Source organism: Spirochaetota bacterium, from assembly GCA_004297825.1.
Taxonomy (GTDB): domain Bacteria; phylum Spirochaetota; class UBA4802; order UBA4802; family UBA5368; genus FW300-bin19.
Genome location: SCSX01000079.1, coordinates 108,589 through 133,662, shown reverse-complemented (window position 1 = coordinate 133,662; position 25,074 = coordinate 108,589). Strand labels below are relative to the sequence as shown.

The window sequence follows — 25,074 nt, the reverse complement described above, 5'->3', positions numbered from 1 at the left end:
CGCCGGACGATCGGCTTTCCCTGCATTCCCGTTATCCCGGTCAGGCCGCGATGCGCGCGGTGAGAAGGCGGGCGTTCGTATCACCGGCCGGGGACAAAAATCAAGCATAAAGGAGTCTGCCATGAAAGCTGAGGACGTGAAAAAGATTGCGGTGATCGGTTCGGGCGCGATGGGCCACGGTATCGCCCAGGTGTGCGCCATGGCCGGGTACGAGGTCGTCATGCGCGACATCAAGCAGGAATTCCTGGACAACGGGATCGCGAAGATCAGGGAGGGCCTGCAGTTCCTGGTCGACAAGGGTAAGATGAAAGCGGAAGAGATGCGCGCCATGGCCGGCGAGCGCATCAGGACCACGACCGACATGAAGAAGGCGGTGGCCGATGCGCAGATAGTCATAGAGGCCGTTCCCGAGATCATGGATTTGAAAAAGAGCGTGTTCAAAGAAATATCGGACCTGGCGCCGGCGGACGCGATACTCGCGACCAACACCTCGACCATGAGCGTATCCGAGATCGGGGGCGTGGTCGACAATCCCTCGCGCTTCCTGGGGATGCACTTCTTCAACCCGGTGACGCGCATGAAGCTGGTCGAGATTATCTACGGCGAAAAAACCGGCGAGGACGCGGCGGAACTCCTCGCCCAGGTGACCCGGCGGTTCGACAAGCTCCCCGTCAAGGTTTTAAAAGACCGTCCCGGTTTCATCGTGAACAGGATAAGCGCCCCCAACCAGGCGCTCCTTTCCGCGATACTGGACGAGGGCAAAATAAGGCCGGACGAGCTCGACGCGGGAATGAAGAAGCTGGGCGCGAAGATGGCCCCGTTCGAGACCGCGGATTTCGTGGGCCTGGATGTGTTCTGCCACACGCTCGACTATTACTCGAAAACCCTGTCGCCGCAGTACAAGCCGGGCAAATTCCTTTCCGGCAAGATTTCAAAGGGCGAGCTGGGGATGAAAAGCGGCAAGGGCATCTATGAATGGAAGGACGGGAAGGCCATCATCGATACTTCGAAGGACAGCGCCGACGTCACCCCAATCCACCTGCTCTCCGTCCAGGTGAACGAAGCGGTGAAGGTATTCAAGGAAGGCATCGCGCAGTCGGTCGAGGACATCGATACCGCCGTGCAGTTCGGCATGAACGCGTTCGCGGGCCCCTTCGCGCTTGCCGCGGGGGATAGAGCCGAAACAGATCGTGGACGCGCTGGAGGCCATGGCGGCGCGCTACGGGCTCGACATGCTCAAGCCCGAGCCCGAGATCAGGGACGGTTCGTTCAAGACCATGGGGAAAAAGGCTTCGCCGGCGGCGAAGCCCGCCGGCCCCGAAGCAATTCTCTTCGAACAGCGCGGCCCCGTGGGCATACTCACCATAAACAAGCCCAAGGCAAACCAGCTCAGCAACGAGGTCTTCGAGGGAATACGCAGGCAACTCGATTTCATCGAGACGAACAGGGAGATACGGGCGCTCGTCATCACGGGCTCCGGCGACAGGATATTCAGCGCGGGCGCCGACCTCTCGGGGGGATTCGGTGACTATGGTCCCGTCGATTTCCTTAAGCGGGGCCAGGACGTCTGGAACAAGATCGAGGATTATTCGAAGCCGGTGATCGCCGCGATAAACGGCCACGCCCTGGGCGGCGGCGCCGAGCTCGCGCTCTCATGCCATTTCCGTTTCATAAAGAAGACCGCCCGCATAGGCCAGACCGAGACGAACCTGGGCATCATTCCCGGTTACGGGGGCACGCTGCGCCTTCCCCGCCTGGTGGGAAAATCGAAGGCCCTTGAGCTCATGATCATGGGGACTCAGATAGATGCCGCGGAGGCGCTCCGGATCGGCCTCGTCGACCGCGTGTGCGACGACGGGAAGCTCATGGAAGAGGCCCTCGCCTTCGCCAGCGAGCTCGCGGCAAGGCCCCCGATCTGCGTGAAGGCGCTCTTGAAGATCACCTCGATAAGCCCCGGCATCTCTCCGGAACAGCACCTGAAAATGGAGCGCGAGGAGCTCGTGAAGCTTTTCTCGACCAAGGACATGATCGAGGGAATGACGGCGTTCGCGCAGAAGCGGAAGCCCGAATTCAAGGGCGAATAACCGTACTGAACAGCCGCATCCGGTCGAATGAGCATGGTGCGGGCGGTTACCCGGGGGGATGCGACCCCCCGGGTATCGCCCGCCTTTTTATCAGCCGTCATTAATTCGCAATATCGCCTAACGTTAAATCCTTAGTGCCGCGAAATTTTTTCCGCACATCGCCCGCATAATTTAACACGCCTGAAATATTCGCGCCCGATTTTTTTCGCTATATTACCTCCATGTTAAATTGCGTCCCCCGGCCGCCGCGTTCGATGTAATTTTTTGACAGTTTCCTGCTCTGAAGTTTAATTATCCTTAACAATTATTCTCACTAAATTCGGAGGAGCCTACATGGATAAAATCGTTTCCAGCGACGTCGTATGGGTGCTTATCGCTACCGCCCTGGTTATGATGATGACGCCTATGCTTGCCTTTTTCTACGGGGGGCTTGTACGCAAGAAAAACGTGCTTTCCGTTCTCATGCAGTGCATGGCCATACTATGCCTCATATCGGTGCAGTGGGTACTCTTCGGCTACAGCATTTCGTTCGGCCCCGACAAGGGCGGATTTATCGGAGGGCTCGACTGGCTGGGCCTTGCGGGCGTGGGCCTGGAACCGCACGACACCTATTTCAACACGGTTCCCCACCAGCTTTTCATGGCTTTCCAGATGATGTTCGCGGTCATCACGCCGGCGCTGATAATCGGCGCATTCGTCGAAAGGATCAAGTTCTCGGGTTTCATGCTGTTCACCCTGCTCTGGGCGACGCTGGTGTACGATCCCCTGGCCCACTGGGTATGGGCGAAGGACGGCTGGCTGGCATCGATGGGAGCGCTTGATTTCGCGGGCGGCACGGTGATCCACGTGAACGCGGGTGTCGCGGCCCTGGTCTTCATCCTCCTGCTCGGAAAGCGGCACGGCGGTGAACGCCATTACGCGCCCCACAACCTTCCGTTCGCGGTGCTGGGAGCGGGCATGCTGTGGTTCGGATGGTTCGGCTTCAACGCGGGAAGCGCCGGATCGGCGGGCGGACTCGCCGTGTCCGCGTTCGTCAACACCAACACCGCCGCCGCCGCGGCAGGCCTCACGTGGATGATCCTGGACTGGACCCTGAATGAAGTGCCCACAATGCTCGGCGTGGCGACCGGCCTGGTCGCGGGACTCGTCGCGGTAACCCCCGCCGCCGGTTACGTCACCCCCTTGGCGGCGCTGGCCATAGGCGGGATGGCGGGAGTGGTCTGCTTCTTCTTCGTCACGAAGGTCAAGGCGAAATTCGGGTACGACGACTCCCTTGACGTATTCGGTGTTCACGGTGTGGGGGGTATTATCGGTGCCCTGGCCACGGGACTCTTCGCGACCAAGAGCATCAATGCCGCGGGAAACGACGGCCTCTTCTACGGAAACGCCCACCAGCTGTTGGTCCAATTCATCACCACGATCGTCGCCGTGGGTTACTCCGCGGTCATGACCTTCATTCTCTACAAGGTCGTCGACAAGCTCGTGGGAATGCGCGTCGAGCAGCGTTCCGAGAACATAGGGCTCGACCTCACGCAGCACGGTGAAACCGGCTATACGCTCCACGAGTAGCGCGAGACCCGGAATACAGTCAACCAGGAGGACTATTCATGAAGTATATCATCGCAATCATCAGGCCCCACAAGCTCGAGGACGTGCTTGCCGAGCTTGACAAGGAAGAAATTTATTTGAAGACGGTGAGCGAGGTGCTCGGCTGCGGACGCCAGAAAGGGATCACGGAGGTGTATCGCGGCGTCAAGGAGGTCGGGAACCTCTTGCGCAAGGTGAAGATCGAGGTGGCCGTCAACGAGGCGTACGTCGAGCGCACCGTGCAGGCGATCAAGCGCGGCGCGCGCGAGGGCGAGATCGGGGACGGCAAGATTTTCATCCTCGACCTCAACGACTGCATACGCATCCGTACCGACGAACGCGGCGGCGACGCGATAGGGTGAAGCCTTGTCCCGTTCGTCCGGTTGCATTATGACCATCAGGGGCCGTCCTCCAATCGGGACGGCCCCTTTCAATTAATCTACCCATTACCCACAAGACACCCCCCATACCCCCCGGGGCAACGACATTCGCCAAGGATAGTAAATGCATATTCTGCCGATTGTCGAAGTCCCCCTCCGGGGGATTTAGGGGGCCTCCTGAGGCAGTTTTGTGATGTGGGTAATGATCAGTTCAATTAAATGGAAGCCCCTAGCCTGTCTTCTGAAATCCTGTGAAGCGTCCGGTTATAAATATCGCGGATTCCCCTGCTGCATTTTTCCACGCGGTCAAGAAATACGGTCGCCGATTCTCCGCCCCGGCTCACGCGCCGGGCGAGGCCGGATAACTCGGCGGCATCGAGGGGGAGCGCGTGCACCTGCCGGTCTTCAAAAAGCTGGAGACAATGCTCAATGCTTCTCAGCAGGGTATATCCCTCGTCCAGTTGCCCAGCCTCCCCGGCGCTTATAAGTCCACGGTCCCGGAGCAGCGCCAGCGCCTTTCGCGTGTTCCCCTGGTACAACTCCGGATATTCCCACAGGGCGGCGAGCTGCAGTCCCTGGACCGCGAATTCGATGTCGCGTATCCCCCCGATGCCGTTTTTTACGTCAAATCCGTGGGAAAGCCCCCGGTTCTGCCCGAGCTCGGCCAGGTCGCGCATGCGGGCGATGCTTTGCGCGATCTCCTCGCCTCGCCGCCGCGCCGCCACGATCGGCCGCACCCGGTCGACGAATGCGCGCCCCGCCCGTTCGTTCCCCGCCACGGACCGCGCCTTGATGAGCGCCTGCAGTTCCCAAAGCGAGGCGATGCGCCCGTAGTATTCCTCCAGCGCCCCTATGCCGCTCGCCATGGGGCCTGCGCTGCCATGCGGACGCAATCGAATATCCACCCGGTAGGCGTACCCATCGCCGGTCTGCCTCGAAAGGTCATCGATCAGGCGCTCCATGAGTGCGGCCTCTTCCGCCGCCTCGCCTTCCCGGTCGACAACCAGGAGGAGATCGATATCGGAGCTGTAATTGAGCTCCGCGCCGCCGAGTTTACCGAGTGCAATGACGGAATAGTCGCTCCGGAGGGCCCATCCGGGCAGTCTCGCGCTCCTGGCAACGCTCGCCTCCACGAACGCGTCGGCAAGGATCGAGAGGTCCGATACAATATCGTCCAGGGGCATGCCCAGGCAGATGTCCCGCGTGCCTATACGGAGTATCTCGCGTCGTTTAACACGACGAATACGCGCGCGCCATTCGTCGTCGATACCCCTTGAGCCCGGACCGCCGGAAAGCTCGCGCACCAGGGCATCTTTCGAAAGCGGCCGGTAGAGATTGTTCGGGTCGAGGGTCCAGTCAAGAAAATCCGGGTTACCGATAAGGATGTCCGCCAGGAACTGGCTGGCGGCAAAGATGCCCGCGAGAAGCTCCAATTTACGGGGCTGGCTCGACATGGAGCGGAAGTGAGCGGCCGGATCGCCTATGGCCTCGGTGAAACGCTCCCAATTGTTCAGGGCCATGTCCGGATCGGCCGACTGCCGCATGAAATCCGCGGCGAGCACGGATAACCTGGTGAAGCGCCCGCGATCCCCCGCTCTTCCGGACAGGCGCTTCAGGTTTTCCATCGCCCGTTTTGAATTTTGGAATCCGTACCTCGCCAGAACCGCGACGGCATCGATCCCCGGGGAATCGCTTCCTGCGACGACAAGATCGGCTATCGTCCCCTCCCCGCTTATGAGCAGGCCCTCCGTGCCGAAATGGCGAGTGATGAAGGCCCTCACCAACGCGGTATGGGTGTCAAAGTCAACGTGCAGCTGCTGCGCCGCAGAAAGACCGTCGGCGAAGCCATAGCCCATGCGACGGGCCACGTGGCCGTATTCCAGTGAGCCCGGGGCGGGAAGGAAGAGATCGCGGGCGTTTCCGCGAAGCATGCGAAGCCCGTTGATGAGGCGCCGGAGAAAATCGTACGCCTCGCCAATCTCGTCCCCTTCGTCCGCGGTGAGCACCCCGCACCGGGCGAGACCCGCCAGGGCGCTGTGTATCCGCGGCGTCCTGAGCGCGGGATTCTGCCACCCGAAGCGCACCTGCAGGAGCTGCACCGCGTACTCGAGATCGGCGAGCGCCCCCGGGGTGTATTTCGCGTTGGGGCGCAAACCGGCGAGCTCTTTAAACTGGCGCTCCCGCAAACGGTGAATCTCGCCGATATCGATGGAGCCCCCGCCGTAAATGAACTCGTCCCTGAGCCGCTCGAGCCGGGCGCCAAAGGACCGGTCGCCCCCGATGCAGCGCATCCTGACCAGTGAAAGGCGCTCCCAGGAGCGCGCATCGCCCCGGAGGCCATAATAGCGGCAGAAGGCGTCCAGGCTCACGGCCAGGGGACCGTCTCCTCCATAGGGGCGGAGCCTGAGATCGATCTCGAAAATTCCTTCCCTTTTCGCGCGCACGGCGGCGACGAGCATCTGTACCATGCGCTCGAAATATTCGGTGTTGGGAACGGGGGTCCCGCCGTTCGTTTCACCGGCGTCGCTGTAGACGATCATGAGTTCCAGATCCGAGGCGTAGCCCAGGGCCGCTCCTCCCATCTTTCCCAGGGCCATGACGGCGTACTGGGCTTCAAGCCCCGCAACGGTGCGCGGGTCGCCGTACAGGGCGGCGAGCTCCCGAAAAGCCGCCCCCACGGCCGCGCGAATGACCGCTTCCGCCAGTTCCGTGAGATGTTCGGCGAAGGACCGGAAGTCGCGGCCGGCGTTAAGCAGGTGGTCGAGGTCTATCAGGAAAATTTCGCGATCCTTGAATTCGTTCAAGGCCGCGATCTTTTCCGCATAGTCCCGGCGCCCGTCCATGACCTCCGCGAGACGGGAGTCGATCTGCCCCAGGGGACATGCGAACGCCCTGTCCGGACCTCCGCCCAGGAGCGGCAGCACGGTCTCGTATTGCAGGCGCACTACGTCCTCCCACAGGAAGGTGCTGGCGCCAAGGAGCTTCGCCAGGTCTTTCATGAACCGCGGATCCGCGATGAGGGCGCGCCAGTCTTCACGTCCCGGGAGGCCGGTAATATCGGCGAGCAGGAGTTCGAAGCGCACAAGCGCCTCGAACGGATCGGGGGCGGCCGCGAGAAAATAGGTGAACTGCTTGGCCAGGAGGGTGGTGAACGTAATCTCGTCCTGTTTGCGCGTTCCGATGACGCTTCCCCCCGCCGTATCGACGAACGTTATTTCGTCGGTGGCCTCGCCTTCCGATGTTTCGATAACCACCTCTTCTATTTCAATCCCCTGGAGACCGAGCGCTCCCGTGAGCGCGTAAAGGAAGTACGGGGTATCCTGGCCGGTAACGCGCATGAGTGTGGAGGGGGCCTGTATGGGGAACATTTCGACCGAAATGGGATAGAAGATTTCCGGCGCACCAAGCCTGGAGGGAAGGGAATCGGCAACCAGTTCGTTGACATAGCGGCGCGCCCGTACGGCCGATTCGTCGTCCCCCCTTTCGAGCAGGGCGAAAAATCCGGCCACGTGCCTGCGCACATCGGCGATCCAGAGCGGGGAATAGATAGCGCCCGCCAGCGCGCCCCTGAATCGGTCGATAATGACCCGCCGCCCGGACGGCAGCGGCGCCGCGCGGCTCGAAGAAAATATCCTGCCCGATACGGTCTGAAATCCCATGGCCGAGAGAACGCCCGTGATCATGGACAGGACCCCCGGATGATCGTACCCGATAACCGTCATGGAAATCCCGAGGGAATCCTCGCGCGCATCGAGAAAGACCGGCGTGCCCGCCGAAAGTCCGGCCAGCGTTGCGCAGTGGCGGGTTATCTCCGGCTCGCCAAAGCTGGAATAGTATGAATCGGAAAAGGCGCCCAGGTACCACTCCGCAAAACCGGGATCGATGCCGGAAAGCGCGGAGCGCAGGCTGTCGAATGAAGGACGCGATTCCATACTGTGGAAACGATACCGATCATCATCGGGTTAATCAATAATAATTGTCCCTTTCTTCCGGCACTAGAAACAAAAAGGGGGCCTCACCGGCCCCCTTTCAAAGAATTCCCTCTCTCGTGTTTAGAGATCGTAGTAAAGGGCGAACTCCCAGGGATGCGGCCGAAGGTCCATGGCCTCAACCTCTTTTTCCATCTTGTACCCGATCCAGGTCTCGATGACGTCCGGGGTGAAAACGTCCCCCTTCAATAAAAAGGCATGGTCCTTCTCGAGTGCGCCCAACGCCTCGCGAAGCGATCCCGGCGTATGCGGCACCTTCGCCAGCTCCTCTTTGGGAAGGTCGTAAATGTCCTTATCCAGGGGTTGACCCGGATCGATCTTGTTGACTATACCGTCGATCGCCGCCATCAGGATGGCGGAAAACGCAAGGTACCCGTTGCAGCTCGGATCGGGGCACCGGAACTCGAAGCGCTTCGCCTTCTCCGACTTGGAGTACATGGGTATGCGGACCGCGGCGCTGCGGTTGCGGCTCGAATACGCGAGGTTCACGGGGGCTTCGAATCCGGGGACAAGGCGTCGATAGCTGTTCGTAGTCGGATTCGTTATGGCAAGGAGGGCCGGGGCGTGTTTGAGTATCCCGCCGATCGCGTACAGGGCAGTCTGCGAGAGTCCGGCGTACCCGTCGCCAAAGAAAAGATTTTTGCCGCCCTTCCAGATGGACAGGTGCACGTGCATACCCGATCCGTTGTCCTGGAAGAGGGGTTTCGGCATGAAGGTCACCGTCTTGCCGTATTGCTTTGCGACATTTTTAATGACGTACTTGTATTTGAGAAGCTTGTCCCCCATCTCGACCAGCGGGGAAAAGCGCATGTCGATTTCTGCCTGTCCGCCGGTCGCCACCTCGTGGTGCTGCGCCTCGATCTCCACCCCGATTTTCTCCAGGATGAGCATCATCTCGCTGCGGATGTCCTGCTGGCTGTCCGTGGGCGGCACGGGGAAATAGCCCTCCTTGGGCCGAATCTTGTACCCCAGGTTGTTGGGCGACTCTTCACGCCCCGTATTCCAGTTTCCTTCATCGGAATCGATGAAGTAGTATCCGCTGTTCGTGTTCTGGTCGAACCGGATGCTGTCGAAGATGAAGAACTCGGCCTCGGGCCCGAAATAGGCGATATCGCCGATCCCGGTGGACTTGAGGTAATTCTCCGCCTTGATGGCGATGTTGCGCGGGTCGCGGGTATAGTCCTTGCCGGTCACGGGGTCCCCGATGTTGCATACGAGCACGAGCGTCTTGTGCTTGAAGAAGGGATCGAGAAACGCCGTATCGGGAACGGGCTTGATAAGCATATCCGATTCGTTGATCGCCTGCCATCCCCTGATGCTGGATCCATCGAACCCGAGCCCCTCGGTGAACACGCTTTCGTCAAACTCGCGGGCGGGAATCGAAAAGTGCTGCCAGATCCCGGGGAAGTCCATGAACCTGAAATCGATCACCTCGACCGCTTCCTTCTTGATGAATTGCATGACGTCTTGAACTGTCTTCATGGAAATCACTCCTAGCGTTATTATTATAAATATACGGAAAAGTAGTACCATTCCCCGCGTACGTCAATGCCGACCCGTGAACATGATCTTTTTTTCATCCTTATTTAACTTAGGCGTAACAAGGTATGCTGATATATGGATTTTCCGCTATGAGGGAACGAAGCGGTGCGCCCGCGAATGGTACCGGCCTGCCCCTATCGCGTTCCCTGAAAGCGTGGGGTACCGATATTGCCTATTTAACATGTATGTAACATATCACTTCGATTTGTCGTTTGACAGAATGAAGCGGCTCTTTCATTTTCTGCCCAATCAAGCCAAAAAATGAGTATTACTTAACAATATGCTCGGGCCGATAAACCTTCGCATAACCCCAGAAGGAGGAAGCAGTCACATGTCAGAGTCAACGCCGATCAATTCTACCAATGTTTCAATTTGCAAGGAAAAGGACATGCCGGTATCCCGCTACTACGGCGAGAACACGTTCAATCTCACCGCGATGCTGGAGAAACTTCCCAGAGACATTTACGACAGCATGGTCGAGATTCTCCACGGGCAGCGCACCCTCGACATCACCATAGCCAACGCGGTCGCGCACGCGATGAAGGAATGGGCGCTCGAGAAAGGGGCCACGCATTACTGCCACTGGTTCCAGCCCATGACCGGCTCCACCGCGGAAAAGCACGACGCCTTCATCGAACCCGCCGAAAACGGCATGGGCATTGAGCGCTTTTCCGGCAAGCAACTGTGGCAGGGCGAGCCCGACGCCTCCAGCTTCCCGAGCGGCGGAATCCGCTCGACGTTCGAAGCGCGCGGTTACACGGCGTGGGATCCCTCGAGCCCCGCGTTCATACTCCAGCGCGGAATCGGGACCGTGCTGTGCATCCCCTCGGTGTTCATTTCCTACTCCGGGGAAGCGCTCGACAAGAAGACCCCGCTCCTGCGCTCGATCAACGCCATCAACAAGAGCGCGCTCTCGATTGTAGGCCTCCTGAACAACAGCAAGGCGAAGCGCATCTACGCGACGCTGGGACCCGAGCAGGAATATTTCCTTATCGACCAGGATTACTACCAGGAACGCAAGGACCTTGTGCTCAGCTCGCGTACGCTCCTGGGCGGCGAGCCCCCCAAGGGCCAGCAGCTGGAAGACCACTATTTCGGGAGCATCAAGGAGCGCATCCTCTCCTACATGCATGACGTCGAGGAGGAGCTTTTCAAGCTGGGCATCCCGGCGAAGACCCGTCACAACGAGGTGGCCCCGAGCCAGTTCGAAATCGCCCCCATGTACGAAGAGGCGAACCTTGCCGTAGACCACAACTACCTGGTCATGGATACGCTGCGCACCGTCGCCATCAAGCACGGGCTCGCCGCGCTCCTGCACGAGAAACCCTTCGCGGGCATCAACGGGTCGGGCAAGCACCTGAACTGGTCGCTTTCGGACGACCTGGGGAACAACCTGCTCAACCCGGGCAAAACGCCGCATGACAACATCCAGTTTCTCGTGGTCCTGATCGCGACCATCCGCGCGGTCTACCTCCACGCCGACCTGCTCCGCGCGGCCGTCGCGTCGAGCGGCAACGACCACCGCCTGGGCGCGAACGAAGCCCCCCCCGCGATCATCTCGGTCTTCCTGGGCGAACAGCTCACGCAGATAATCGAGAACATCGAGAAGGGGCTCGTAACCTCCGCGTCGAACGCGGCGATCATCGACCTGGGGCTCTCGAAACTGCCCATTCTTTCCAAGGACAGCACCGACCGCAACAGGACTTCGCCGTTCGCCTTCACCGGGAACAAGTTCGAATTCCGCGCGGTAGGCTCGTCCCAGTCGATCGCCTTCTCCGCGACCGTGCTCAATACGATCGTGGCGGAAAGCCTGGACGTGCTCGCCTCCAAGATCAAGGCGAAGGGCGGTGACGTGAAGCAGGCCGCGCTCGACGTGATTCGCGAGGAGATCAAGACCCTCAAGCCCATACTGTACATGGGCGACAACTACACGAAGGAATGGGAAGACGAGGCGAAACGGCGCGGGCTTCCGAACAAGAAGACCACGCCCGAATCCCTCACCGATCTCGTCACGGAAAAGGCGCTTTCGCTCTTCGAAAAATACGGCGTGCTCTCCAAGGTGGAGCTCAAATCGCGGTATCACATCCGCGTGGAGCGCTACGTCAAGGAGCTCGACATCGAGGCGATGACGCTTTATTCGATGGTGCAGAACCAGGTGATCCCCGCCGGCCTTGATTACCAGTACAAGGTCGCGACCTCGATCGCGTCGGTCTCCGAAATACTCGGCGATTCGTCCGACCTCAAGGTCCAGAAGGAGCTCCTGAAGACCGTGTTGTCGCTCGTGAGCGCCCTGCAGACCTCGGTCAACGACCTCAAGGCCAGGAACGACAAGGCCGGGGCCATGCATGACGAGGAGAAGAAGGCCGCGTATTACTGTAATGAGATCAAGAAGGTAATGATCGAGATCCGCGAAAAAGCGGACATCCTGGAAGAGTATATCGACGACTCGATATGGCCGCTTCCCAAGTTCTGGGAGATGCTCTTCATCAGCTAGTCCGGGCATTGCCGGGTACACAATGGCGAAGGCGCGCAAACGTTTGCGCGCCTTCGCCATTTGTGCGCCTTCGCCATTTGCGTGCACATCGGAGTCACCCGTCCAGGACCTCTCGTATCTTCTTCGCGAGCGCCTGGGGGCTGAACGGCTTGGCGATGAAGCTGATATCCCCCTGCAGCACCCCGTGGTGAAGCACCACGTCCTCGGTGTAGCCCGATGCGTACAGCACCTTGCACTCGGGACGCTTCTCGATCAGTTTCTCCGCCAGGGCGCGCCCGTTCATGCCCGGAAGGACCACGTCGGTCAGCAACATGTCGATCCGCCCCTCGTGGCGGGCTGCGGCGCGCAGTGCCTCCTCCGCCGTCGAGCTCGATATGACCGTGTACCCCAGGTTTTTCAACACGCTCAGCGAGAACCGGAGGACGAGATCGTCGTCCTCGACCAGGAGGATCGTCTCCGTGCCTCCGGGCGCCGTTCTGGATGAGCGCCGCTCCGCGGAGGCCTCCTCTCCCGCCGCGATCCTTGGGAAGTAGACCTTGAAGGTGGTGCCCATCCCCGGCTCCGAATACACCTCGATGGTCCCGTTGTTCTGGCGTACCGCGCCGTATATGGTGGCAAGCCCCAGGCCCGTCCCCTTTCCCTTGGGCTTCGTGGTGAAGAAGGGCTCGAAAAGGTGCCGCTTCACCTCCTCGTCCATCCCCGTCCCGGTATCGCTCACCGAAAGCATCACGTACTCGCCCGGTTGCACCGTGAGGTGGGTCCTCCCGTACTTCTCGTCGAAGCTGGCATTCATCGTTTCGATGGCCAGCCTTCCCCCGTCCGGCATCGCGTCGCGCGCGTTGACCGCGAGATTGATCACCACCTGCTCGATCTGCCCGGGGTCCGCCCGGACCTTCCACAGCTTCTGCTGCATCACCGTTTTCAGCGTGATATGCTCGCCAATCACGCGCGCGAGCATCTTCTGCATCCCCGCGATGAGCTCGTTGAGATCGAGTGTCCTGGGCTCGATGACCTGCTTGCGGGAAAACGCGAGGAGCTGCCTGGTAAGCGTCGCGGCGCTCTCGGCCGCCTTGGATATCCCCAGGAAGTGCGGGTACGCGGCCCCGCCCTGGTCGGCGTTCATGAGACCAAGCTCCGCGTGGCCCAGGATCGCGGTGAGCAGGTTGTTGAAATCGTGGGCGATGCCGCCCGCCATCTGGCCGATCGATTCCATTTTCTGCGATTGGCGCAGCTGATCCTCGAGGCGCGCGCGTTCCTCCTGGTGCGCCTTCTTTTCGGTGATATCGGCGGCGACGATGATCGCGTGGGGCACCGCCCCTATCGTGACGATCTCCGCGGACGCGAGCACCGTTCTCGCGGATCCCGCCTTGGTCGTTATTCCCAGCTCGCGTTCCAGGATAATGCCGTCCCGTTCAAGGTCTCCGCGGAGCTGGTCCCACGTGCCCTCGGTCCTGAGCACGCCGGTCTCCAGGAGCGAGCGTCCCATGATCTCCCCGCGCTCGATTCCCAGGAGCCTGCACGCCTGGTCGCTTACCTCCGCGACCCTGGCCCCGTCCAGGGTCGCGAGTATGATCGCCAGGGGGCTCAGGTGAAATGACTTCGAAAACTTTTCCTCGGAGCGCACCAGGAGCTCCTCGGTCCGTATCCGCTCCGCGATGTCGGTCTCCGCCTTTTCCAGTGTGCGCCGGTTGATCGAATAGACGTTGTACGCAATTACGGTGACCGCGAGCAGCGTGACGGTATTATCAGACAGGTAGTCGATGAACGAGCTGTAGGGAAGGTTGAGATCGTCCCTGAAAATGAACATGAAGGCGTATAGGGTGACGATATTAACCGCGGAATAGAAAATGATTCCCAGGGGCTTTTTTAAAATGATCAGGGGCGTCATGGAGAGCAGGCCGATTATGAGGGAAATTGAATCAAGACGCGAGACGACGTACGACCGGTCCAGGAAGATCACGGTCCAGGTCGTGACGAACCCGCACACGAGAAGCATATGCGCCGCGATCGTAAAATTGCCCCGCGCCAGGAACCAGAGCCCGATCGCCGGGAAGGATAATCCCGCGATGAGAGGTCCGAGCACCTTGAAATTCAGGGAGTATCCGTACAGGGGGTTGTTCAGGTGGGCGAACCCGGACACGATTATGACCGTGCCGATAACCAGGATCTCGGTCAGGGAGCAGTAGGCGACGAATCGCGCCTTGAGCCTCACGACAAAGCTCGTCCCGTCGTAACGCTTCAATAAATGGGCCAGCAGATTTTCCAGTATCATCATGCCGGACGGAGTATACCCCACTGGTCGCGCGGAGTCGAATAATTTTTTCAGCCGATTCGCCTGGCGGGTTTAAAAACGCGCGTATTCCCTGTCCGCGCGGTTGATGAGCTGGATATGCCGGTACTTGCCTTTTTTCCGACCCTCGTCAAGTATACGCAGCCCCTCGCGCCTGCATCGCGGGCACGCCCCGACCGGGATCTCCACCCCCAGGCAAAGCGGGTTCACCGTGCTCAACGTCTCGATCTTCAGCACGCCGGCGCACTCGTCGCACACCATTACCGATTCCACCTGGTTTTCCTGGATGCCGTCGGTGTCATAGTAAATGTTTTTCTTGCGTACCGAATAGTTCCCGGGCATTCCCCTTGACGCGTGGTCCGCGAGGTGCGCATAGGTGTCGAGAATCTCGTCCGCGATCTTCTTTATATACTGCGTGACGCCTGCGTCCTGTTTCAACGAATCGCGGTCGAAATCGGGCTCGCGCACGGAGGAATAATCGACGCCCGCCATGGCCAGGGCTATCCCCAGGTTGACGTAGGGCAGCGCCCCCTGTATCGCGTACCCGCCCTCGAGCACGGCGATGTCCGGGTTCAGCACCTCGTTCAGGCGCGCATAGCCCTGCGCCGAAAAGTTCATGTTCGTGATGGGATCGGAGTAGTGATTGTCCTGGCCGGCGCTGTTGATCACCAGGTCCGGCTTGAAGTCTTTCAGGATGGGCATGATGATTTTTTCGAGCGCGAACAGGAATCCGTCATCGGCCGTTTCCGGCGGCAGGGGGATATTGATCGTCCTGCCTATTGCATTGGGACCCCCCAGCTCGCCGATAAAGCCCGAACCGGGATACAGCGTACGGCCGTCCTGGTGGACCGATATGTACAGGGTGTGGGGATCGTGCCAGTAGATGTCCTGGGTGCCGTCGCCGTGGTGGCAATCCGTGTCTACGACGGCGATTCGCTTCTGCCCGTAATGCTCGCGGATATACTCGATCATTATGGCCTCGATGTTGACGTTACAAAACCCGCGCGCCCCGTGCACCACCTTCATCGCGTGATGTCCCGGCGGGCGCACCAGCGCGAACGCCCTGTCTTCCTTTTTGTCGAGCACCAGCCGCGCGGCCTTTATCGCGCCCCCCGCCGACACCAGGTGCGATTCCGTGAGGATGTGGGGCGTGTCGGGAAAGCAGAAATGGGCCCGCTCCACGTCCTGGACCGTCGCGAGATCCGGCTTGTACTCGGTGATGCCGTCGATATCGAAGAGACCCTCCTCGACGAGCTGGTCCTGCGTATACAGGAGCCTCTCCTGCCGCTCCGGGTGCGTGGGGCTTATCGCCCAGTCGTACGCGGGGAAGAATATAATGCCCAGTTTCCTTTCCGATTTCATCATTGCCCCGCCACCGCTCCCGCAAATTCCTCGAGCACACCCGGCTTCACCTGGCAGCGCACGCGGATGTTCTTGCCCGTCGCCGTGAAGCCGCGCACCATATGGAAGACCGAGGACTCCACCACCTCGGCGCTTATATCCACGTCGGTCACCTGCTGCGCGCGCATATGATCGAGAAGATAGCGCTTCGCGTCCTTCTCGGCGTCCGCGAGCGCGTAGCCCGGGGTGATCTCGCGCGCCACGTTGAGGTCGGGTATGATGAGGCGCCTCTGTTCCGTGTCCGCGAGGAGCTCGATGTACATGGTGGTCCTGGCGAGCCCCGCGCCCACGGCGTTCGCGACGCCGTGGTGGTTCGGGAGCACCGTCTTCACCCCCATCGCCTTCTCTATAAGCGGGGCGAAGGTGCGCGCCGGGCCGCCCACGACGTAGACCGTGCGCGGCTCTATGCGCTTACCCTCGATCATCTCGTGGATGGTGTAGACGGGACGCTCGTTGACCTGGGAGACCAGCGCCTCAACCTGTCCGCGTATCGACGCCACCGCCGTCTCCACCGCGGCGTTCGCCAGCTCGGCCGGCTTCATCCCGTGTCTTTTCGCGAGCTCCCCGATCCCCTTCGCCGAGCGATCCGTGCCCCCGTAACTCGAAAATCCGCCGACATTGCACGCGTCGGTAAGCGTGGGGTGCGCGCCGCCGTCCGCCATTGAAAAACCGCGCCGCACGGGACCCACGAGCACCGCGCCGTCGCGCACTTCGAGTGCGGAGTCCCCGCCCACGCCAATGGACCGCGTGCGCAGCGCCCTCACCAGGGTGGGCCGCCCGTCGAGCGAAATGCCGTCGGGCTCGATGAGCGGGTCGCCCGCGGCGAAGACGGCGATGTCGGTCGTGGTGCCGCCGATATCGAGCAGCACCGAATCCTCCGCGGGCCTGCAGAGTGCGACGATGCCCATAACGCTCGCCGCGGGCCCGGAGAGTATCGTCTCGACCGGGAGGCTGCGGGAGAGCGCGAGCGGCATGGTGCCGCCGTCGGCCTTGAGGACGCAGAGCGCGGCGCGAATCCCCAGGGCGCGCACGCCCTCCTCGACCGCGTCGGCGAATTGCGTATAACGGCGCCACACGGCGGAATTGTAATACGCGGTCGCGATGCGGCGCGGGAAATTGAGCCTCCCGGAGAGCAGGTGGCCCGCGGTGGTGAAATCCGACTGCGCAGCGAGCGCATCCCTGATTGCGTTTTCGTGCGTGATGTTGCGGGTCGAGAACTTTCCCACCGCGGCGTACACCCTGAGTCCCGCCTTGCGGAACGCCTTCGCCGCCGCGTCGAGCGACTTCTCGTCGAGCATTGCCGTCTGGGTTCCGCGGTGATCTATCGAGCCCGGGACGAAGGCGAAATGGTCCCCTGTGGAAAATCCCCGCGGGTCTATCCCGGCGCCCGCCGTGACGACGACGCCCACCTTCTCCGCCTTCCCCTCCACGATCGCGTTCGTGGAGAGCGTCGTGCTCAGGTTCACGCGGGTGACGGCCGCGGCATCGGTCCCGCCAATCACCGCGCGTATGCCCGCGATCACCGACTCGAGCAGGTCTTCATGGTTGGTGGGAACCTTCGCCTGGGCGAGGATGCCTTCCTTCCCGATGAGCACGCTGTCGGTATGGGTCCCGCCCACGTCAAGCCCGATAAGCATAGCCGCCCCCGAAGCATCGATTCGCGGCGCGCGGTGCGCGGCGGCCGCGTGGGTATCGGATACCCCGAAAATATGGCCGCGTCAAGGAAAAAGCCGCTTGCGCCGCAAAAAGGCCGGGGATAGACTGCATTCATTAAACTACCGGAGACGCCATGGAATCCGTGAATACGAAGGACGCAGGTTCAGGGACGCTTCTCCTCGAGGCGCGCTTTGACGGCGATCCGGGTCCGATACTGCCCCGGTTGCGCATCGGCGCCGGGAGCCCCCATGCCGCGCGCGCGCGGGACCTCATCGCGCAGGCCGCCTCGATCGCGCGACCCCGCGCCGCCTGGCGCGAAAGCCCCGTACGGCGCGAGGACGACGCCTCCGTCGTGCTGGAAGAAACCAGGTTCCCCAGCACGCTTCTCGCCGAAAACCTGTGCGACACCGAACTCGCGTACCCCTTCATCGCGACCGCGGGCCCCCAGGCGGAGGAATGGGCCGCGGGCAAGGACGACATGCTCGAGCGCTACTGGGCCGACGAGATCGCGGGGCTCGTCCTCGAGAGCGCGGTCGTCGCGCTCATGGCGAGGCTCTCGGAGGGACGGGAGCACGGCGCCGTCTCCATGGTGAACCCGGGCTCGCTCAAGGAATGGCCCATCGAGGGTCAACGGGAGCTTTTCGGTCTGCTTGAGCGCGAGGCGCGTGCGCTGGGCGTTGCGCTGGGAGATAACTTCATGATGAGACCGCTCAAGTCCGTTTCCGGGATAATCTATTTCTCGGAGCATGCGTTCATAAACTGCATGCGGTGCCCCCGGCAGGAATGTCCCAAGCGGCGCGCCCCATTCCAGGGAAAAGACGCCGTGTCCGGTTCGTGTCTTTAAATACGCTCCCCCCGGGGAATTAAAGCTCGACCAGGTTTTCCAGGATGAGCCCGAAAAACCCGTGTCCCGCGGAGCCGTAGAACCACCCCATGTGCGCCGCGCACAGCCCGCAGAGCGCGAATTGCCATGAGTATCCCGGAAACCACGTATGTTCGTCCGTCGCTTCCCCCGCGACGACGCAGCCCTTCGCCCGGGTGAAGCACCCGATCCGGAAGCGTATGCCCGCCGGATTCATGAATGAATGCGTATGATTTCCCCCCATTTCAAGGGATTCGGCGCGCGAGGTGATCTCGTGGCCGCAGAATTTGCAGATAAGCGTCTTCTTCTTCCCGGTGCGGGTTTCCTTGAGCGTAAGGATCTCGATCTCCGTATGCCCGGGCGGCTCGGACGAGGTCTTCTTCAGTTCGATTTCCGGTCTCGGGGAAGTGATCTCCAGTATCAGCTGCATTGGGCTGGCATTCGTCAGTAACGGTAACTGGGTATAATCTATACAATAGAACGCAAGCTGTAAAGCGAATTTGCGGTCGGTCGCCGGCGGCACTGGCGATCATAATTTTCAAAAAATCTTTGCCTTCGCACCGCCGGCGTTCCATCATATGGAAAAATCACTCGCGCAGGGAGTCCGCCCTCATGAAAATCACGCAGGAAACGATCAGCCTCGCCACCACCGCGCGGGAGGCGTTATACGACATCACCTCCGGGGTGCGGGCGGTCGTCGCGCGCAGCGGCGTGACGACGGGGACGGTATCGGTCTATGTCCAGGGGGCCACGGCCGCGGTGATGATCCAGGAGAACTGGGACGAAAGCGTACGGAACGACTGCATCCGTCTCCTGCGAGAACTGGTACCGCGCGGCGTCTGGGAACACGACCGGCAGGACGGCAACGGGGACGCCCATCTTAAGGCGGGCATCGTGGGGCCGGGCGAGACGGTCCCCGTCATCGGGGGAACGCTGGGGCTCTCGCGATGGCAGAATATTTTCCTGTGCGAGTTCGACGGGCCGCGCGACACGCGCGCGATCGTAGTCACGGTCATGGGGGCGTGATGGATTTACGCGCCCGCCCCGCTACAGCTTGAGTGCCCATTCCTTTCCCAGGAGCCTGCTTCCCGCCTTCATCTGTTTAATGAAGATCGAGCGGAACCGATCGCCCAGGAGCGCCCGCTTGACCGGCTTCAGCCGCAGCACGCCCCCCAGGAAGGCACGCATCACGTCCTGGGTGACGCTCATAGGGTTGTCGAATATCTGGTTCTGGAGCGTGCCCTTTTCAAGGGTTTGCAGAATCACCCGCTCGAATGTCGTCTCCGGGTGAATGACCCTCTGGCCTCGCTTCTCAAGCATGATCGCGCGCGGCTTGCAGTGCATCGTGCACACGCCGCACCCCAGGCAGAAGGACTCGTCAAGCACCGGTCTCTTCTTTTTGTCGCCGGCGTCCCCCTGGACGGGGACCATCTCGATCGCGTTGGCGGCACACTCCTTTGCGCATTTGCCGCAGCCGGTGCACGCGTCATCGTCGATGCGCGCGATGAAGGTGGAGGTCACCATCATCTGCGTGTAGCCGTAGGTGTTGATCGCCTGCAGGGCGTTGCAGCAGCACTTGCAGCACTGGCAGATGAATGTCACGTTCCGCTGCACGTTGTCCGCGTTGAACACGAGCCCCAGGTCCCTGGACCTCTCGATGTTCGCGAGCATCTCTCCTTTCGAAACCTCCCGCGCCAGACCGTTGCGTATCCAGTAATCCGCCGAGTAGCCGAACGTAGAGCAGGTGTCCAGGGGGTTGTCGCAGTGCTTGTGCCCGGCGTGCAGCTTCTCGTGCCTGCACGAACAGGTCCCGATAGCGAACCGGTCCCACCCGCGCACGATCTCCGTCGCCTTCTCGTAGTCGAGGATTTCCACGTGGGGAAGATCCCGGACGCTTTCCTCGTAGGGCAGCGCGCGCATGATCGAGTACGCGCCCCCCTCCCCGAAATTCGCGGCGTGCAGCGCGCCGTGCTCGTGGTGAAAGTACTCGTAGAAGAGCCGCGCCATTTTTTTTATGTCGAGGTTACCGCCGGTGCGCATCATCGTGAACTCGAAGATGCCTATCACGAAGGGCGAGGGCATGTAGCGGTACTCGCCCTCGATGAAGAGATCCACGACGAGTCCCTTCCGGCAAAGCCCCTCGAGGAGATTCCGCAGGCGCGCCTCGTCGTAGTTCGTCAGCTTCGCGATGCGCGCGAGGGGCGAGAGGCCGTAGGGCATCATGATGACGAGGTCGGCCTCGTCCGCGGTGTAGAGCTCTTTCAGGATTTCATGCAGGGTCCCGTTCCAGGGAACGCGGAAGGTGAGGCTGTCGATTTTCTTTCCAAGCTCCCGATACCTGTCTTTAGGCGTCATGTGTCCCATGCGGCTGTCCCCCCTCCATTTCGTAACGGATTCCGTCGTTGTTGCCGTAGAGACGTCCCGACGGGACGTCTCTACGGCAACAACGACCTACGGCAACATTCACGCCTCCCTGATGAACGCCTCGTACTCGCGCGCCACCTCCCGCTCCGCCTCGATGCGGATCCCCTCGAGCTCGGAGGAAACGCGGTGCGCGATCTGGGTCACATCGCCGTCGATCGCCGATTCATCCGCCATATCGCGGAGGGTCCTCAGGGTGTCGGGGAGCGAGAGCCCCGGGCGATACGGCCGGTCCTCGGTCAGGGCGGTGAAAATATCGGCGACAGCCACTATCCTGTCGCCGTACGAGAGCGAGGCCCCGCGATGATGGAAGGGATATCCCTTTCCGTCCAGGCGCTCGTGGTGTGACGACGCCCAGCGGTTGATCTGCTCGAAGCCCTCGATCTCCTCCAGCAGGTGGTAGGTATGGAATGAGTGGCTTCGCATCATGCTCCACTCGTCCTGTGTGAGCGCCTCGCCCTTATCCAGGATTTCGGCGGGAACGACGAGCTTCCCCAGGTCGTGGAGATAGCCGGCGATCTTCATGCCGGCGCATTCGCTGGGCGACATCCCCGCGTGGCCCGCGAGCGATTCGGCCACCATCGCCACGCGGCTGGAGTGAATGGCGGTGAAGCGGCTGCGAAAGTCGATAACCCTTCCGAAGAGGCGGGCGCACTGCATCGCGGCAACAATGTCGAGCCTCACGTCGAGCGCTTCCATTTTCCGGGAGATATACGTGTCCATGGCACGCGAGCTCACGGTGAGCCAGAAATGCTCCTTCCCGGCGAGGCCGAGAAACGCCTCCACCGCTTCCGGGTGGAATATCCTGCCCGATCCCGGGCGGATCGTCTCCCCGATAAACCTCGCCTGGTCGAGCACGCACGAATCGCCCTTCATGAGAATGGCGATCCGGTCGGCCAGGTGGATGATGTAACTGCCCCTGGGCACGAGCGAATCGCGGAGGGTGGCCGGCAGCGGGGCGTCGTAGTGGTGATGGTGAAAGCGCACCAGGGGAGCGATCCCCGCCAGGGGCGCAAATGACCGGATATGCCGGTACCCCAGCTCCGCGTGCCGCTCGGCGTTCTGTACGTCGAAATTCAGGAGCGCGAGCCGTTCCCCCAGGGAGAGCGCCCCGATATCGTGGAGAAGGCCCGCGATGAGGATATCGAGTCTCTCCTCCCCGGGGACGCCCATCTCCTCGGCGATGAAGCTCGCGAGGCAGGCGACCTGCCGGTTATGGTTTGCGATGCTCGGGTTTACGAGGTCGATCGCGTTGGAGAGGCATATGAGCATGTCGCTCATGGGAATACGGAGCTGGCTGAACACAAAGATACCTCTGGATGGTTTTCAACTATTATAGTACCTTCGGGGGCGTAACGCAAGATTTTTCATTATACACATTACCCACAGGTTAAAAACACCCCCCATACCCCCCGACGGGGGGCAACGACATCTGCCAATGCCAGAAAATGCATATTCTGCCGATTGCTGAAGTCCCCCTCCGGGGGATTTAGGGGGCCCCCTGAAGCAGATTTTGTGATATGGGTAATGATCAGCATCAAGGGGGAGGAGAACAGCGAACAGTCTCTATTATTCGCGTTAATTCGCGGTTTCCAATAACAGGGCTGCAAGAGCTGCCGGCCCGCTCCCGCTTTGCACGACTGGAAGTCCAGGACGTGCAAGGCGGGAGAATTATGCCGACTTTTCCGAGGATACGGCCCCCACCCCTTCTATGATTTCACGGACACGGCGGGGGGTTTGATAAATACCAGCGCCAGGACGATTCCCACCGCTGCCAGGGCCGCCGTCGGGTAGAAGGCGTACAGGTAGGACCCGAACACATCCTTTGCCTGTCCCGAGATGATGTTGGCGAGTATCGCGCCCGCGCCGTAGGCGAGGAGCATGACCCCGTAATTCCTCGCGTAATAGGCGGCGCCGAAATGCGTCGCGGTGGTGGTGGGCGCGATGGCGAGCCAGCCGCCCAGGCAGAGCCAGAAGCCGATAAAGCACGCGACGTAGAGCGCGACCATCCCCGTTCCGGCGAAGAGCATCCCCACCGACATGAGCATGATGAGGACCAGGTTGAGCACGGCCGCGTAGCGCGGCGTGAGCTTGTCGGTGAGTATGCCGAAGAGCGGGCGGCCCAGACCGTTGAAGATCGCGAATACCCCGACGAGCGAGGCCGCGACCGTCCTGTCGATGCTTATCACCTCGGTGGCGACCGGGCTCGATATGCCAATGGCCATGAGCCCCGCGAGCGAACCGATCATGAAGCAGACGAACAGCCCCCAGAAAGAAGAGGTTTTCGCCATTTCATGGGTGTCGTATTCTTTCGCGTGCACGGCCGCTCCCGCGGCGCCCGGGCTCCAGCCCGCGGGCTTCCAGCCCTGTGCGGGAAAACGAAGCGGGATGGACAGGAGAAGGAGCAGCGCGAGGAACGCGATCCCCAGGTAGAGGAACGTCGCAAGCGCGCCGTAGGCGGCGATGAGCCGTGAAGCCACGTACGCGGTGACGAACGGCGAACCGCCGAAGCCCGCGACCGTGAGCCCCACCGCGAGCCCCTTTTTATCCGGAAACCAGCGCACCGCGGTGGCGATGGGTCCGCCGTAGGCGAGCCCCACGCCCGCGCCCGCGATCACACCGTAGGTTATGTTCAGGAAGAGTATCCCCGATGCCCGGCTCGAAAGCATCCAACCGGCGCCGACTATAATGGCGCCCAGCAGGCCCACCTTGCGCGGTCCCATTTTCTCCAGCATCCGGCCGCCAAAGGGGAAAAGCCCCGCGAAAAACGCGAGGAAGATCATGTAGGGCATGCCGCCCTGCAGCGCCCCGACCGAGAACAGTTCCTGGACCGGAACCTTGAACACGCTGTACGCGTACACGCTGCCGAGACAGATATTGATGAAAAACCCAAACACGATGAATAACCAGCGGCCCTTCTCCGCCGGGAGACCGAAAAGTCGTGCGTCAGTGGACATTATGCCTTCCTCCGGGAAAAATATAATAAGACATGCTTACAACAAAGTTGACAATTGGGTATAGTATAATTAATAGTGCAATCACAATTTCCGGAAAAGTAAGGCATGGCGACCGAAAGTGAGAGAAGAGGATTCAGGAATCGGTTCGTTTCTATTTGTTCTCCTCTTTCATCACGTACCTGAACACGCAATGGTCCTTCCCGGTCGCGTGACGGTCGTCAAGTATGAGCTTCACGTCCGGGTTGTACCCGTCCAGGATCGCGTAGTCGGCGTAATTGCAGTAGAGCTTCGCGTAGTCGCGAAGGCCCCAGGCGTCGGCGGCGCGGATAAAGGTGCAGGCACCCACCCTCGCCTCCAGGTCGCCGGCGGGAAAGGAGGGCTTCGCCTCGAAGTTTTCGGGCGCGATATCCGTGTGGATGATCCAGTTGCGGAGCGACAGGGGCTTCCCCTTTTTCTTCACGGTCTCCGCGATGCGCCTGCCGCGCTCCTTGCCGAATTCCTCGATGGCGGCCTTCAACAACGCCTCCCCCTCGACGGGACCGAGCTTCGCGATCACGTGCTTCGCCGTGGTCGCGAAGAGCTGGGCCGCAAGCCCAAAGCCCGGCGTCTGGTAGCGCCGCCGGTTTTTCAGGCGCGCGAAGAGCACCTTTATGAGGTAAGGAAAGGATAGCCCCTTTTTCTTTTCCCGTTCGAGCTCGTTCATGTAATTCCTCCTGTTATCATGCATCGTTATAACCGAATGCTTCACGGCACGAATGTGTAAGATTGGATGCTATGGGAGATTCATACCGATACTGTCATTTCGAACCCCGCCTTTTGGGGTGAGAAATCCTATCTGCATCCGTGCTTTAAGATTTCTCCTCATCCCGAAAGACCGGGATTCGTCGAAATGACATTTAAAAACAACTTGCGCTATCAATTATTTCTATTAATCAACCGTCTCTATTCCCCCATCCCGTCCAATCCCCTATCCCCCTTTCCGTTGCCCCGGCACCGTTTGTGATTCCAGCTCGACAAGCATCCGCATGGCTTCTACGGTGCTGTTTCCGCACATCTCGGGCGAGGGCTTCAGGCTCCGGCAGAACACGGGACGAAGCGGACTTTCGTGAATATCGCACAGGTTTCCGTCCGTGAGATGGGCGCAACGGACGCCCGCGGGCTTCCCGCCCGGCATCCCCGGCAGGGGCGTCGTGATGGAGGGCGCGACACAGCAGGCGGCGCACCCGGGACGACATTCCGTCGCCGGTTCCGCATGGGTACCGACTTCGCGCATGTTCGCATTTTGACTCACCGGTTTATCGGCCCCCTGCTTTTTTTTGTCGCCTTGCCGTGATCGAAATCTCATCACCTCTATCGCCGTTACTCCTTTATCTCCTCATCTCCTATTCCGTTACCCCGGCGCTGTTGAAAT

General features: G+C 60.8%; 15 protein-coding genes and 1 pseudogene. 6 read left to right on the top strand and 10 right to left on the bottom strand.

Going from position 1 to position 25,074, the window contains the following annotated elements; translation table 11 throughout:
• Nucleotides 1-121: 121 nt before the first annotated feature.
• From EPN93_17830 to EPN93_17820, 3 genes and pseudogenes are all read left to right on the top strand, one after another.
• Nucleotides 122-1,286 (top strand): annotated as a pseudogene (locus EPN93_17830) (3-hydroxyacyl-CoA dehydrogenase).
• Between the two features lie 1,131 nt (nucleotides 1,287-2,417).
• The gene (locus EPN93_17825) at nucleotides 2,418-3,653 is read left to right on the top strand and encodes an ammonium transporter (protein TAL31654.1); all 1,236 of its coding nucleotides are present in this window, start codon (nucleotides 2,418-2,420) and stop codon (nucleotides 3,651-3,653) included.
• Between the two features lie 38 nt (nucleotides 3,654-3,691).
• Nucleotides 3,692-4,033, top strand: a complete 342-nt coding sequence (locus EPN93_17820; protein ID TAL31653.1) for a P-II family nitrogen regulator — start codon at nucleotides 3,692-3,694, stop codon at nucleotides 4,031-4,033.
• Nucleotides 4,034-4,266: 233 nt separating this feature from the next.
• Here EPN93_17820 and EPN93_17815 read toward each other — a convergent pair whose 3' ends face one another.
• The gene (locus EPN93_17815) at nucleotides 4,267-7,983 is read right to left on the bottom strand and encodes a glutamate-ammonia-ligase adenylyltransferase (GenBank protein TAL31652.1); all 3,717 of its coding nucleotides are present in this window, start codon (nucleotides 7,981-7,983) and stop codon (nucleotides 4,267-4,269) included.
• Between the two features lie 120 nt (nucleotides 7,984-8,103).
• Entirely contained in the window at nucleotides 8,104-9,531 is a 1,428-nt protein-coding gene (gene glnA, locus EPN93_17810) for a type I glutamate--ammonia ligase (GenBank protein ID TAL31651.1), read from the bottom strand.
• A gap of 439 nt (nucleotides 9,532-9,970) precedes the next feature.
• Between glnA and EPN93_17805 the strand changes: the two genes are divergently transcribed.
• Nucleotides 9,971-12,076 (top strand): glutamine synthetase type III, encoded by a 2,106-nt coding sequence (locus tag EPN93_17805; GenBank protein ID TAL31661.1) that lies wholly within the window; start codon nucleotides 9,971-9,973, stop codon nucleotides 12,074-12,076.
• A gap of 94 nt (nucleotides 12,077-12,170) precedes the next feature.
• Here the strand turns inward: EPN93_17805 and EPN93_17800 are convergent, their stop codons facing one another.
• The 3 genes from EPN93_17800 to EPN93_17790 all read right to left on the bottom strand — a co-directional run bounded on the left by EPN93_17800 (nucleotide 12,171) and on the right by EPN93_17790 (nucleotide 17,404).
• Complete coding sequence (locus EPN93_17800; GenBank protein TAL31650.1) at nucleotides 12,171-14,351, bottom strand: response regulator; 2,181 nt, start codon at nucleotides 14,349-14,351, stop codon at nucleotides 12,171-12,173.
• A gap of 69 nt (nucleotides 14,352-14,420) precedes the next feature.
• Nucleotides 14,421-15,731 (bottom strand): histone deacetylase, encoded by a 1,311-nt coding sequence (locus tag EPN93_17795; protein TAL31649.1) that lies wholly within the window; start codon nucleotides 15,729-15,731, stop codon nucleotides 14,421-14,423.
• Nucleotides 15,728-17,404: a hydantoinase/oxoprolinase family protein gene (locus tag EPN93_17790; protein TAL31648.1), complete on the bottom strand. Its 1,677-nt coding sequence runs from the start codon at nucleotides 17,402-17,404 to the stop codon at nucleotides 15,728-15,730. Before EPN93_17790 ends, EPN93_17795 begins: the two co-directional genes overlap by 4 nt.
• Before the next feature lie 152 nt (nucleotides 17,405-17,556).
• On the opposite strand from EPN93_17790, the gene EPN93_17785 reads away from it, so the two are divergent.
• Nucleotides 17,557-18,267 carry a hypothetical protein gene (locus EPN93_17785; protein TAL31647.1) on the top strand — a complete coding sequence of 237 codons (711 nt, stop codon included), beginning with the start codon at nucleotides 17,557-17,559 and terminating at the stop codon, nucleotides 18,265-18,267.
• Between the two features lie 19 nt (nucleotides 18,268-18,286).
• On the opposite strand, the gene EPN93_17780 is transcribed toward EPN93_17785, so the two are convergent.
• Nucleotides 18,287-18,715, bottom strand: a complete 429-nt coding sequence (locus EPN93_17780) for a hypothetical protein (GenBank protein ID TAL31646.1) — start codon at nucleotides 18,713-18,715, stop codon at nucleotides 18,287-18,289.
• Between the two features lie 182 nt (nucleotides 18,716-18,897).
• Here EPN93_17780 and EPN93_17775 point away from each other — a divergent pair, with 182 nt between their 5' ends.
• On the top strand, nucleotides 18,898-19,311 hold the full coding sequence (locus EPN93_17775) for a YjbQ family protein (protein ID TAL31645.1): 414 nt from the start codon (nucleotides 18,898-18,900) through the stop codon (nucleotides 19,309-19,311).
• A gap of 21 nt (nucleotides 19,312-19,332) precedes the next feature.
• Here the strand turns inward: EPN93_17775 and EPN93_17770 are convergent, their stop codons facing one another.
• The 4 genes from EPN93_17770 to EPN93_17755 form a co-directional block, all read right to left on the bottom strand.
• Nucleotides 19,333-20,649 (bottom strand): 4Fe-4S dicluster domain-containing protein, encoded by a 1,317-nt coding sequence (locus EPN93_17770; GenBank protein TAL31644.1) that lies wholly within the window; start codon nucleotides 20,647-20,649, stop codon nucleotides 19,333-19,335.
• A 99-nt stretch (nucleotides 20,650-20,748) separates the two neighbouring features.
• A complete protein-coding gene (locus EPN93_17765) occupies nucleotides 20,749-22,011 on the bottom strand; it encodes an HD domain-containing protein (protein ID TAL31643.1) in 1,263 nt (420 codons plus the stop codon).
• 404 nt (nucleotides 22,012-22,415) lie between these two features.
• The gene (locus EPN93_17760) at nucleotides 22,416-23,663 is read right to left on the bottom strand and encodes an MFS transporter (protein TAL31642.1); all 1,248 of its coding nucleotides are present in this window, start codon (nucleotides 23,661-23,663) and stop codon (nucleotides 22,416-22,418) included.
• 151 nt (nucleotides 23,664-23,814) lie between these two features.
• Nucleotides 23,815-24,390, bottom strand: a complete 576-nt coding sequence (locus EPN93_17755) for a hypothetical protein (GenBank protein TAL31641.1) — start codon at nucleotides 24,388-24,390, stop codon at nucleotides 23,815-23,817.
• Between the last annotated feature and the right edge of the window lie 684 nt (nucleotides 24,391-25,074).